Annotated in this window: 10 protein-coding genes; 6 read left to right on the top strand and 4 right to left on the bottom strand. The window is 67.3% G+C overall.

What is annotated here, in order from left to right:
• Positions 1 to 6: 6 nt before the first annotated feature.
• Positions 7 to 1,467 (bottom strand): cobyric acid synthase, encoded by a 1,461-nt coding sequence (locus J2X19_RS07050; protein WP_405048599.1) that lies wholly within the window; start codon positions 1,465 to 1,467, stop codon positions 7 to 9.
• Positions 1,468 to 1,720: 253 nt separating this feature from the next.
• Between J2X19_RS07050 and J2X19_RS07045 the strand changes: the two genes are divergently transcribed.
• Together J2X19_RS07045 and J2X19_RS07040 are read left to right on the top strand one after the other, a co-directional pair.
• The gene (locus tag J2X19_RS07045) at positions 1,721 to 3,928 is read left to right on the top strand and encodes a phosphocholine-specific phospholipase C (protein WP_310371888.1); all 2,208 of its coding nucleotides are present in this window, start codon (positions 1,721 to 1,723) and stop codon (positions 3,926 to 3,928) included.
• Between the two features lie 32 nt (positions 3,929 to 3,960).
• Entirely contained in the window at positions 3,961 to 4,611 is a 651-nt protein-coding gene (locus J2X19_RS07040) for a choice-of-anchor R domain-containing protein (RefSeq protein ID WP_310371886.1), read from the top strand.
• Here the strand turns inward: J2X19_RS07040 and J2X19_RS07035 are convergent.
• Both J2X19_RS07035 and J2X19_RS07030 read right to left on the bottom strand, forming a co-directional pair.
• Entirely contained in the window at positions 4,608 to 5,288 is a 681-nt protein-coding gene (locus J2X19_RS07035; RefSeq protein WP_310371884.1) for a nucleoside/nucleotide kinase family protein, read from the bottom strand. The two genes, J2X19_RS07040 and J2X19_RS07035, sit on opposite strands and share 4 nt — an antisense overlap.
• 36 nt (positions 5,289 to 5,324) lie before the next feature.
• A complete protein-coding gene (locus J2X19_RS07030) occupies positions 5,325 to 6,281 on the bottom strand; it encodes a TIGR01777 family oxidoreductase (RefSeq protein ID WP_310371882.1) in 957 nt (318 codons plus the stop codon).
• 39 nt (positions 6,282 to 6,320) lie between these two features.
• On the opposite strand from J2X19_RS07030, the gene J2X19_RS07025 reads away from it, so the two are divergent.
• From J2X19_RS07025 to J2X19_RS07015, 3 genes are all read left to right on the top strand, one after another.
• Positions 6,321 to 6,863 carry a DinB family protein gene (locus tag J2X19_RS07025; RefSeq protein ID WP_310371880.1) on the top strand — a complete coding sequence of 181 codons (543 nt, stop codon included), beginning with the start codon at positions 6,321 to 6,323 and terminating at the stop codon, positions 6,861 to 6,863.
• A gap of 66 nt (positions 6,864 to 6,929) precedes the next feature.
• Positions 6,930 to 7,763, top strand: coding sequence for a helix-turn-helix transcriptional regulator (locus J2X19_RS07020; protein ID WP_116608627.1), 834 nt, complete (start codon positions 6,930 to 6,932; stop codon positions 7,761 to 7,763).
• A 73-nt stretch (positions 7,764 to 7,836) separates the two neighbouring features.
• Positions 7,837 to 8,394, top strand: coding sequence for a YbhB/YbcL family Raf kinase inhibitor-like protein (locus tag J2X19_RS07015; protein ID WP_116608628.1), 558 nt, complete (start codon positions 7,837 to 7,839; stop codon positions 8,392 to 8,394).
• A 72-nt stretch (positions 8,395 to 8,466) separates the two neighbouring features.
• Here J2X19_RS07015 and J2X19_RS07010 read toward each other — a convergent pair whose 3' ends face one another.
• Positions 8,467 to 9,384, bottom strand: coding sequence for a LysR family transcriptional regulator (locus tag J2X19_RS07010; protein WP_310371877.1), 918 nt, complete (start codon positions 9,382 to 9,384; stop codon positions 8,467 to 8,469).
• 101 nt (positions 9,385 to 9,485) lie between these two features.
• Between J2X19_RS07010 and metE the strand changes: the two genes are divergently transcribed.
• Positions 9,486 to 11,846 (top strand): 5-methyltetrahydropteroyltriglutamate--homocysteine S-methyltransferase, encoded by a 2,361-nt coding sequence (gene metE, locus J2X19_RS07005; RefSeq protein ID WP_310371874.1) that lies wholly within the window; start codon positions 9,486 to 9,488, stop codon positions 11,844 to 11,846.
• Positions 11,847 to 11,874: the final 28 nt, after the last annotated feature.

The following is an 11,874-nucleotide window of genomic DNA, read 5'->3' as shown; positions in this document are numbered from 1 at the left end:
GTGTAATCAGCTGCGATGCACCAGCGAAGCCAAAAATCCGGCCGAAAAATGCGCCTCGGCGAAGTCCGCCAGGCCGTCGAATACCGTGTCCAGCGTCGGCACCGTGGCGCCAAACAGCGCGCGCAGTACCGCCGGGCCTTCCAGCAAGCCGTGCAGGTACAGGCCCAGCACATTGCCGGCCGCGTTTTGCCAGCCCAGGCCGTCGGGCAACACGGCGCGCGCCACATCGCCGGCCCGGGCCATGGCCGCATGCTGCTGGGTCTGGCCATGGTGGATCTCGTAGCCGGCCACCGCCACCCCAGCCAGCGCTGCCCAGGACCCGGCCGTGTCGGAGGCAAACACCGCCTGCTTATGCTGCACCGTCTTCGCCAGTTCGAACTGGGTGACCAGCGGCAGCAGGCCCAGGCCGGGCGCGTTGCCGTCGATGCCGTGGGTGTCGATCAGCGCCTCGCCCAGCATTTGCAGGCCACCGCAGATGCCCAGCACTGCCCCGCCCTGTGCCTCATGCTGGCAGATCGCCGCATCCAGGCCCTGCTGGCGCAGCCAGGCCAGGTCGCTGCTGGTGTGCTTGGAGCCGGGCAGGATGATGGTGTCGACCCCGGCCAAGGCCGCCGGGCTGCGCGCCCACACCAGGCGCACACCGGGCATGTTCTTCAGGTGCTGGAATTCGTCCAGATTGCTGATGCGCGGATAGGCCACGATGGCCACGGTGCGGGTGACCACGCCAGTGGCTTGGGAGCGGTCGTCAAACACCCCATCCTCCTCGGGCAGGCCATGCCGCCACCACATCGGCAAGGTGGCCACGGTAGGCACGCCGGTCAGCGCCTGCAACTGCTCGGGGCCGGGGGACAGCAAGGCCGCATTGCCGCGGAACTTGTTCAGCACAAAGCCGCGCAGCAAGGCCCGGTCGGCCTCGGGCAGCAAGGCCCAGGTGCCGTACAAATGGGCGAACGCGCCGCCGCGGTCGATGTCGGTGACCAGCAGGCAGCGGGCGTCGGCATGCCGGGCCACACGCATGTTGACGATGTCGCTGCTGCTGAGGTTGATCTCGGCCGGCGAGCCCGCGCCTTCGATCACCACCACGTCGTTCTCGGCGCGCAGCGCATCCAGCGACTCGGCTACCACCGGCCAGACCTTGGCACTGCGGCTGCGCCAGTCCATGCCCGTCAACTCGGCGCTGACCTGGCCCAGCAGCACCACCTGGCTGTGCGTGTCGCGCTCGGGCTTGAGCAGCAGTGGGTTCATCCGCACCTCGGGCACGGCGCGCGCGGCCAGCGCCTGGAAGTACTGGGCGCTGCCAATCTCACCACCGGCAACCACTCGCGCGTTATTGCTCATGTTCTGCGCCTTGAACGGCGCCACCTTCAAGCCTTGGCGGGCGTAGTGGCGGCACAGCGCGGTGGTCAGCCAGCTCTTGCCGGCGCCACTGGTGGTGCCCAGCACCATGGTGCAAACGGCAAGAGTCATGCGGTAAGTCGCTTCATAGATCAGCCGAAATTTATAAGAAACAGGCCTGCAGCACAGGTAATACCAGCGCCACAAGCTCTCAATTAGATAGCACCCATGGGCCGGATGCGTTCTGGATGATAGCCACAGAAGCACCGGCTTTACACAAGCAAATGCGCACCGGGGGTGGGCTGACACAGATGTGTAACAACTGCGGCAGAAGATGGCCGTCTGCCTGGATGCTGCACGCCAGAACCACAAGAAGGATCCCCCCATGACTTCCATCGACCGCCGTTCCCTGCTCCGCGGCGCCGCCGCTGCCGGGCTGACCACCGTGCTGCCTGACGCCATCAAGAATGCGCTGGCCATCCCCGCGAATTCCGTCACCGGCACCATCCAGGACGTGCAGCACATCGTGGTGCTGATGCAGGAGAACCGCTCGTTCGACCACTACTTCGGCACGCTGCGTGGCGTGCGCGGCTTCAGCGACCCGCGGGCCGTGCGCTTGTATGGCTCGGGCAACTCGGTGTTCCAGCAGCCGAACCTGAATGCAGCCGGCGTGGCGCAAAGCCCGGCCACGCTGCTGCCGTTCCGCCCCGCGGGCGCCGACCTGGGCCTGGCCTTTTTGGCCGACCTCGCGCATTCCTGGAAAGACGCGCACGGCGCCTGGAACAACGGCCTCTACGACAAGTGGATTCCGAACAAGACCAGCAAGACCATGGGCTACCTGCAGCGCTCGGACATCCCCTACTACTTTGCACTGGCAGATGCCTTCACCGTCTGCGATGCCTACCACTGCTCGATCATGGCGTCCACCGACCCCAACCGCTACTACCTGTGGACTGGCTGGTCCGGCCAGAACGGCACGCTGACGGCCGACGGCAACGCCACCGGCAGCACGCCCGGCAACGTGGTGCTGGGCAGCAACGGCAATGGCGCCGCGCCCTACGGCCCGGTGGTGACGAACGCCGAAGCCGGCTACAACTGGCGCACCTATCCCGAGCGCCTGCAAAGCGCTGGCGTCAGCTGGAGGATCTACCAGGACATCGGCGTGGGCCTGACCGCCGAAGGCTACTGGGGCTGGACCGGCCAGCCCTACATCGGCAACTACGGCGACAACTCGCTGCTGTACTTCAAGCAGTACCAGAACGCCGCGCCCGGCGATCCGCTGTACGACCGCGCCCGCGTCGGCACCAATATCTACAACAACGGCGCCTTCAACAACGGCGCGCTGTTCGACCAGCTGCGCAGCGACGTGCTGAACAACACCCTGCCCCAGGTATCGTGGATCGCCGCCCCCGAGGCCTATACCGAGCACCCGAACTGGCCGACCAACTACGGCGCCTGGTACGTGAACAATGTGCTGGCCGCGCTGACCGCCAACCCGGCCGTCTGGGCCAGCACCGTGCTGATCATCTGCTACGACGAGAACGATGGCTTCTTCGACCACGTAGTGCCGCCGACCCCGCCGATGACCGCCGCCCAGGGAAAGTCCACTGTCAGCACCGCGAATGAAATCTACCCGGGTAACGGCACGGCCAGCTACCCCGCCGGCCCCTACGGCCTGGGCGCGCGCGTGCCGATGCTGGTGGTCTCGCCCTGGAGCAAGGGCGGCTGGGTCAACTCGCAGGTGTTCGACCACACCTCCATCGTGCAGTTCATCGAAAAACGCTTTGGCGTGATGGAGCCGAACATCACCCCATGGCGCCGTACCGTCTGCGGCGATCTGAGCTCGACCCTGGACTTCTCGATCGCCAGTGGCGGAACCTCGCGCCTGCCCAGCACCAGCACCTATGTGCCACCCGCGTCCGACGTCAGCAGCGGCAAGACCTACCCGGACCTGGCCGTTACGCCACCGGCCAACCAGAGCATGCCGGTGCAGGAAGCCGGCGCCCGCCTGGCCCGCGCCCTGCCCTACCAGCTGCAGGCCCAAGGTGTCGCCAATGCGGCCAGCCAGACCTTTGGCATCAGCTTCAGCAATACCGGCAGCGCCGGCGCCTGGTTCCATGTACGCACCGCCAACAGCTCGGTGGCCGGCGGCAGCACCGGCCCCTGGGGCTATACGGTGGAGGCCGGCAAGAGCCTGTCCGATACTTGGATGCCAAAGAGCGGCTCCAGCGCCTACGACCTGTCGGTCTATGGGCCGAACGGCTTCTTCCGCAAGTTCGCCGGCAGCTTAGGCGGCGCGGCGGCGAATCTGGCGGTGCAGACCGTGTACGACACGGTGGGCGGCGGCATTTCGCTGATCGTCACCAACCTCGGCACGGCTGCCACCACCGTCACCGTGACCGACCAGTACATGCGCAACGCCTCGCACCAAACCTTGGCGCCGGGCGCCAGCTACCGATCCGACTGGACGCTGCAGACCAGCGCGCGCTGGTACGACCTAATGGTAACGGCCAGCACCGACGCCAGCTTTGTCTGCCAATGTGCGGGCCATGTGGAAACCGGCAAGCACGGCGTCAGCGATCCGCTGCTCTGAGCCGCCAACCTATTCGACTTTCAGGAAATACCATGTTCTCCAAGCTCCCCTCGTTCCTCCGCACGGCCCTGCTGTCGGCCAGCGCCTGCGTGCTGCTCGCCGCGATGCCGGCACAAGCCTCGCTGGTCTACAACAACCTGGAAGCCGCGCAAACCGGCTCGGATGCGGTGTATGGCACGGGCCCGCTGGCCAACTCCTTCACCACCGATGCGAATGGCGGCACGCTGAACGCCGTCCAGGCGCTGCTGATGAACCTGGGGCCGGACATCGTCTCGGACATCCAGGTGAACCTGCTGTCCAGCAGCGGCGGCGCGCCGGGTAGCACCCTGGCCGCGTTCAACAGCCTGTCCAGCGCGGGCATCTCGTCAGCCGGCTTTGCGGCCTACAGCTTCTCGCTGGCCTCGGGCTACACCCTGGCCGCCAACACCACCTACTGGATCGAGCTCATCGCCGCCGATGTGAACGCGATCCAGTGGTCGTACGCGTCCGACCTGTCCGGCGTGGGCGTGGCCGGCGAATCCTCTTACAGCGCTGCGTTTGGCGTCAGTCCGAATGCGCAGGCCGCGGCCGATGGCTTCGGCCCCTACCAGATGGCGGTGGAATTGCCCGAGCCCGGTTCGTTGGCCCTGGTCGGTCTGGGCCTGGCCGGCGTGCTGGTGGTGCGCCGGCGCAAGCAAGGTTAACTCGGTAGCGGGACGGACTGCACCAGTCCGTCGGCCCGCTCCCGGCTGTGCAGCACGGTATCGGCGTTGAGCTGGTCGTTCTGCGCCACCCGGTGCTGCGCCTGGGCCAGGCTGAAGCCCCAGGCCGCCTGGTGCCGCGCCACCAGGCGCTGCAGCGCAACCTCCATGGGCACATCCAGATACCAGCAGGTATCGAACAAGCCGTCCAGGTTCCAGCCGTGCTCGCGGTGCAGCAGGTACAGGCCTTCGACCAGCACCAGCCGGGTACTGGGCGGCACCCAGACCGCGTTCTCCACCGGATCGCCCACGCTGTGCTCGAACTCGGGCCAGGGCACGGGTGCGGCGCCGGCAGTCAGAGGTGCAGCGCGCAAGGCCCGCAGGCGGTCGGCCAGCCCGGCAGCATCAAAGGTCCAGGGTGAGCCGCGCCGGGCCAGCGCTGCAGCCGGGTCGGGCATCTGCGCCAGCGCCGCCCGCGGCAGATGGAAACCGTCCATGCCCAGCGCCAGCATGCTGCCCGGCCCGGCCTGGGCGTTGACGGCGTCGGCCAGCTGGGTGGCGATGGTGCTTTTGCCGGAACCTGGCAGGCCGACCAGGCCAACCACGGTGCGGCGCTGCGGATGGCTGTGCAGCAGGTCCAGCAGCTGCTGCACCGGCTGGGTAATCAGAAGGGGATGCAAGGGGGAATGCAAGGGAGGGTGGGTCATCCCCAGAATTTACCCGCGCCGCTGCTCGATATCGCGCAGTGCGGCCTCGAAATGTTCAAACCGGAAGCGGTAGCCCTCGCCCAGCAGGCGCTGCGGCACCACGCGCTGGCCTTCGGTCAGCAGGCTGGCCTGCTCGCCCAGCAGCATGTCGAGCAAGGCCGCGGGCACCGGCAGCGCCACCAGGCAGCGCAGCTGCGTGCCGGCGATCTGGGTGAATTCGCTCTGGGTGATGGGCAGCGGCGCGGTCAGGTTGTAGGCGCCGCTGGGCAGCGCGTCGGGCGTGGTGTGCAGTCGGGCCAGCAGCAGGCTGACCACGCCGACCACATCGTCCAGATGCACCCAGCTGAACACCTGGTCGCCACGCCCCATCTGCACACCCACGCCAAAGCGGAACGGCTGCAGCATCTTGGGCAAGGCCCCTTGTTCGCCCAGCACCACGCCCAGGCGCAGGGTGGCCACCGCCACGCCGTGCGAAGCCATGCGCTGCGCGGCCTGCTCCCAGCGCTGGCACAGCTCAGACATGAAGATGGGCTGGTCGGACGCGTCTTCGCCCAACGCCGCCGGGTCGCCGGGCGGCTGGGTACCGTAGTAGCCGATGGCCGAGGCCGACAGCAGCAGGCGCGGCTTGTACTGTGCCCGCGCCACCCAGTTCACCAGGGCCTGGGTCACACCGCTGCGGCTGGCGTGCAGCACCTGCTTGCGCGCCGGCGTCCAGCGCGGCCCGAGTACCGGTTCGCCCGAGAAATTGAAGATGGCGTCGAACACCTCGTCCGGCGCCAGTGCGTCCAGGCTGGTCACGGCCCGCACCGTCTGGCCGTACAAGCGTTCGGCCTTGGCCGCATCGCGCACCCACAGCGTGGGGCGGTGGCCCTGGGACAGCAGCATCTGGCACAAGGCCTGGCCCAGAAAACCGGTGCCACCGGTAACGAGCACCTTGTAACTGGGCGGAACACTGGATGTAGGCATAAGTGGGAATGCTTTCACGGACCGTGGCACCATGGCAGGATGGATAACCTATTCTCTGCCAACTATCGTTTCCTCGCCCTTTATAACCGCTGGCTTAACCAGCGTGTGTACACAGCGTGCGAACAACTCCCTGAAGCCGTGCGCCAGCAGGACCTGGGCGCCTTCTTCGGCTCCATCCAGCACACGCTGAACCACCTCATGGTGGGCGACCAGATCTGGCTGCAACGCTTCATCGCCACCGGTGCCGCGCACGGCGTGGACTTTAGCGCGCTGACCCAGGTGGTCCAGCTGCCTCCGGGCTGCACACTGGATACACAACTTTACCCAGACTGGGCCAGCCTCAAGGCCCGGCGCGAACAGCTGGACGCGGCCATCGAAACCTGGCTGGCCGAGGCCCCGGACGACATGGCCAGCTGGACCATGGCCTACACCAGCATGCAGGGCGCGCCACGCCAGCACCCGATGTGGCAGGCGCTCACGCATTTCTTCAACCACCAGACCCACCACCGCGGCCAGGTCACCACGCTGCTGGCCCAGCAAGGTGTGGACGTGGGCGTGACGGACTTGATCGCCCTGGTGTAGATTTATAAAAAATATGGCTTTGGCGCAGGTATCACCTGCGCCAGAAGCTACGAATTAGATAGCACCATGTCCGCCCTGCCCCAGCCCCAAACCCAAACCCAGCATTACCCCGACCCGCAAGCCATAGGCGCAGCCTGCCAGATCCACGCGCGGGTGGCACACCGCGTCGCCACCCTGACCCTGCACGCCGACCTGCTGGTCTGGGTGCAATCCGGCAGCAAGACCGTACACCACGCGCGCGGCAGCTACCGCTGCAATGCCGGCCAGTTGCTGATGCTGGCCAAGGACAGCGTCTGGGACGTGGTGAACGACCCCGCCCCCCAGTCCCGCTACCTGGCCTGCGTGCTGCAGATCGACCCCGAGATGGCGGCCGACTTCCACCAGCGCTACCCGGCCCTGGCCGGCAACGCCCGCCCAGTGCTAGCCCAGGTGCTGGCGGTGGACGGCCCGCTCGGCCCGTCGCTGCAGGCCGCAGCCGATGCGTTGACCGGCAGCAGCCCGCTGTCGCCCACGCTGCAGCGCCACCGCGTCACCGAAGTGCTGCTGATGCTGGCCGAACGCGGCTGGGTGTTCCCGCCGAACCACCAGCTGAGCAGCGCCGACCGGGTGCGCCGCGTGGTCGCCGGGCGCCTGCATGCCGACTGGACCGCCGAGGCCGTGGCCCAGGCGCTGCACACCAGCCCCAGCACCCTGGCGCGCCAGCTGGCCAAGGAAGGCAGCAGCATTGCCGCCACGGTACGCGAAGCCCGGCTGGAGGCCGCACTCGGCATGCTGCAGACCAGCGAACTGCCGGTGGGCGAAATCGCCCAGCACTGCGGCTACGCGTCGCACAGCCGCTTCGGCGCGGCCTTCAAATCGCGCTTCGGTTTTGTGCCCTCGCTGTTGCGCGAAACGGCATAAAAGCTGCCCGGTTCGGGCTAAACACTTCTGCGGCTTCGGGCGACAGTAGAGCCTTGTTTTCACAAGGAGTTGTATGTTCCCCCGCATGTTCACCCGCGCCGCCATGGCCGCTGCATTGCTCACCAGCCTGGCCGCCCAGGCCGACACCTTCACCCTCACCAGCCCCGACATCGCCGAGGGCCGCAGCCTGAGCGAAGCCCAGGTATTCCAGGGCTTTGGCTGCAGCGGCGGCAACCAGTCGCCGGCCCTGCAATGGCAGGGCGTGCCCGCCGGCACGCAAAGCCTGGCGCTGACCGTGTACGACCCCGACGCGCCCACCGGCTCCGGCTGGTGGCACTGGGTGGTCTACAACCTGCCGGCCAACACCTCCGGCCTGCCGGCCCAGGCCGGCAGCGGCAAGGGCGGGATGCCCGCTGGCGCGGTGCAAGGCCGCACCGACTACGGCACGACCGGCTTCGGCGGCGCCTGCCCGCCGCCCGGCGACAAGCCGCACCGCTACATCTTCACCTTGCACGCGCTGAAAGTGCCGCGCATCGACCTGCCCGCCGACGCCAGCGCAGCCCTGGTCGGCTACATGCTGAACGCCAACAGCCTGGCGCAGGCGCGGTTGACGGCGCTGTACGGGCGCTGAAAATTCAAGAAAAATCGGGCTCTGGCGCAGGTACCACCTGCGCCAGCAGCTACGAATTCAGTAGCAAAACCGTCATAGCAGTGCAATCCCCTTCAGGCTCAAAAAACAGCTCTCGCGGGTGATCTGCACGAAGTCTCCCAGGTACGGCTTGGCGTTCTTGCCGCTGGCCGCGTACAACCGTCCGGTCAAGCCCTGCGGCCCCACTGGGCGGGCGGCGACGTAGCCGCGGTCCAGATAGCCTTGCACCGCCCACAGCGGCAGGGCCGCCAGGCCACGGCCACTGGCCACCAGCTGCAGCATGGCGATGGTCAGCTCGGTGGTGCGCCGGGCCACGCGCACGCCGGCGGGCTCCAGCACCTGGCGCACGATGTCCAGCATCTCGTCGGGCACCGGGTAGGTGATGAGGGTCTGGTCGGCAAAGTCCTCGGCCACCAGGTAGGGCTTGGCCGCCAGCGGGTGGGTGTGGGCCAGCAGCGCACGGATCTCGAAGCTGAACAGCGGGTGGTAGTCCACCGCCTCGGCTTCGTCCAGCTCGGAGACGATGGCCACGTCGGCGCGGTTCTGGTGGACCAGGCCAATCGGGTCGGCATGGAAGCCGGAGACGATGTCCAACTCGACCTCGGGCCAGCGGTGCCGGAACGCGTCCATCGCCGGCATCAGCCAGTCGAAGCAGGTATGGCATTCCACCGCGATGCGCAGCTGGCCGGTCTGGCCGTCGAGCAGGCGGGCCACATCGCGCTCTGCCTCGGCTATTTGCGGCAGCAGCGTGTCGGCCAGCGCCAGCAGCCGCAGGCCGGCGGCGCTGAACTGCGGCGGCACGGATTTGCGCTCGAACAGCGGTGCGGCATAACGGTCTTCCAGCAGCTTGATCTGGTGCGACAACGCCGACTGCGTGAGGTTCAACAGCTGCGCCGCGCGCACCAGGCTGCCCGCGTCGCGCAAAGCCACCAAGGTACGCAGATGGCGAAATTCAAGCGGCGACTGCACCATGAGCATCTTTCACGTTAATCAACAAAAACTTTCGTTTGAATAATAAACCAGATTCCCGGACCATCGCTGTCTTACACATTGCACTCACAAGGACAGCAGACATGGCGCGCTCCCACACCCCTATCCACACCCTGGGTTTCCCCCGCATGGGCGCGAACCGCGAACTGAAGTTCGCGCTGGAAAGCCATTGGCGCGGCGACAGCACGGCGGCCGAACTCGAAGCCGTGGGCGCGGATCTGCGGGCTCGCCACTGGGCGCTGCAGCGCGATGCCGGGCTGGACTTCGTCACCGTGGGCGACTTCGCTTACTACGACCACGTGGCCAACCACATCCAGCTGCTGGGCTGCGAGCCCGCGCGCTTCGGCTTCAGCGGACAAGAGCCCGAACTGGCGCGCTATTTCGCCATGGCCCGCGGCGTAAATGCCGGCCACGAGCACAATGCCCACAACGCAGATTGCAGCTGCGGCAGCGCATCGACCCAGGGCCAGCCGGCACTGGAGATGACCAAGTGGTTCGACACCAACTACCACTACCTGGTGCCCGAGTTCTCGGCGGCCACGCAGTTCCAGATCGCCTCCGAGCGCCTGTTCGATGAAGTCAGGCAGGCCAAACAGGCCGGCCACGCAGTCAAAGCCGTGCTGCTGGGGCCGCTGAGCTTTCTATGGCTGGGCAAGGAAAAGCAAGCCGGTTTTGATCGTCTGTCGCTGCTCGACAGCCTGCTGCCGGTGTACGAATCCATCCTCGCCCGCCTGAAAACCGCCGGCGCCGACTGGGTGCAGATCGACGAGCCCATTCTCGGCCTGGACCTGCCTGACGCCTGGCGCCACGCCTTCGAACCCGCCTACTGGCAGCTGGCGCGCAGCGGTGCCCAGCTGCTGCTAGCCACCTACTTCTCGCCCCTGCAGGAGAACCTGCGCCTGGCCTGCCAGTTGCCGGTGGCCGGCCTGCATGTGGATGCAGTGCGCGCGCCCGAAGAACTGGTCGGCGTGACCGACTGGCTGCCGGCGCACAAAGTGCTGTCGGTCGGCATTGTGGATGGCCGCAATATCTGGCGCAGCGATCTGGATGCCGCGCTGGCCCGCCTGCGCCCTGTCGCCGACAAGCACCAGGGCCCGCTGTGGCTGGCACCGTCGTGCTCGCTGCTGCATGTGCCCTACAGCCTGGCCCAGGAAGACCGGCTAGCCCCCGAAATCAAATCCTGGCTGGCCGGCGCTGTGGAAAAACTGGCCGAGCTGCGCACGCTGCAGGCCGCGCTGGACGGCCAGAACGCCAGCGTCGCCCTGGCCGCCAGCCGCGCCGCCTGCGCCTCGCGCCGCACCAGCCCGCGCGTGCACCGCGCCGATGTGGCACTGCGCCTGGCCCGGGCCACGGCCGACGACGACCGGCGCAGTTCCGCCTTCACCCAGCGCCAGGCGGTGCAAAAAGACCGGCTGAAGCTGCCGCTGCTACCGACCACCACCATAGGCTCGTTCCCGCAGACCAGCGAGATCCGCGCTGCCCGCGCCGCCTTCAAGCGCGGCACGCTGGACGCCGCCCACTACCGCGCCCAGATGGAAGCAGAGATCACGCTGGCCGTACGCCAGCAGGAAGCCCTGGGCCTGGATGTGCTGGTGCACGGCGAGGCCGAGCGCAACGACATGGTCGAATACTTTGGCGAGCAGCTGGACGGCTTTGCGTTTACTGCGAACGGCTGGGTTCAGTCCTACGGCTCGCGCTGCGTCAAGCCGCCCATCATCTTTGGCGATGTGGCCCGTCCGGCGGCGATGACGGTGGATTGGACCGTCTACGCCCAGAGCCTGACCGCACGCCCCATGAAAGGCATGCTCACCGGCCCGGTCACCATCCTGCAATGGTCCTTCGTGCGCGACGACCAGCCGCGCAGCACCACCGCCCACCAGATTGCCTGGGCCATCCGCGACGAGGTGGTCGACCTGGAGCGCGCCGGCATCGCCATCATCCAGATTGACGAACCCGCCATCCGCGAAGGCCTGCCGCTGCGCCGCGCCGGCTGGAAGCCCTATCTGGATTGGGCCACGCGCGCTTTCCGCACCACGGCCAGCGGCGTGCGCGACGACACGCAAATCCACACCCATATGTGCTATGCCGAGTTCAACGACATCCTGCCCGAGATCGCCGCCATGGACGCCGATGTGATCACCGTCGAGACCAGCCGCTCGGGCATGGAGCTGCTGAAGGGCTTTGGCGGCCAGGGCGGGGCTGACAGTTTCAACTACCCGAACGACATCGGCCCCGGCGTCTACGACATCCATTCGCCGCGCGTGCCGAGCGTGGAAGCGATGGTGCAGCTGGTGCGCAAAGCCGCCGATGTGGTGCCGCTGGAGCGGCTCTGGGTCAACCCGGATTGCGGCCTGAAAACCCGCGGCTGGGCTGAGACCCAGACCGCGCTGGGGAATATGGTGCAGGCGGCGCAGCAGCTGCGGCGGGAGCTGGTGACGGCTTGAGGTTTGGGGATTGAAGTGGCTTCTGGCG

The organism is Rhodoferax ferrireducens (assembly GCF_031458075.1).
GTDB classification, from domain to species: Bacteria; Pseudomonadota; Gammaproteobacteria; order Burkholderiales; family Burkholderiaceae_C; genus Rhodoferax_B; species Rhodoferax_B ferrireducens_A.
Note: the sequence above shows the minus strand (reverse complement) of the source record. Positions and strands in the feature narration are given on the sequence as shown.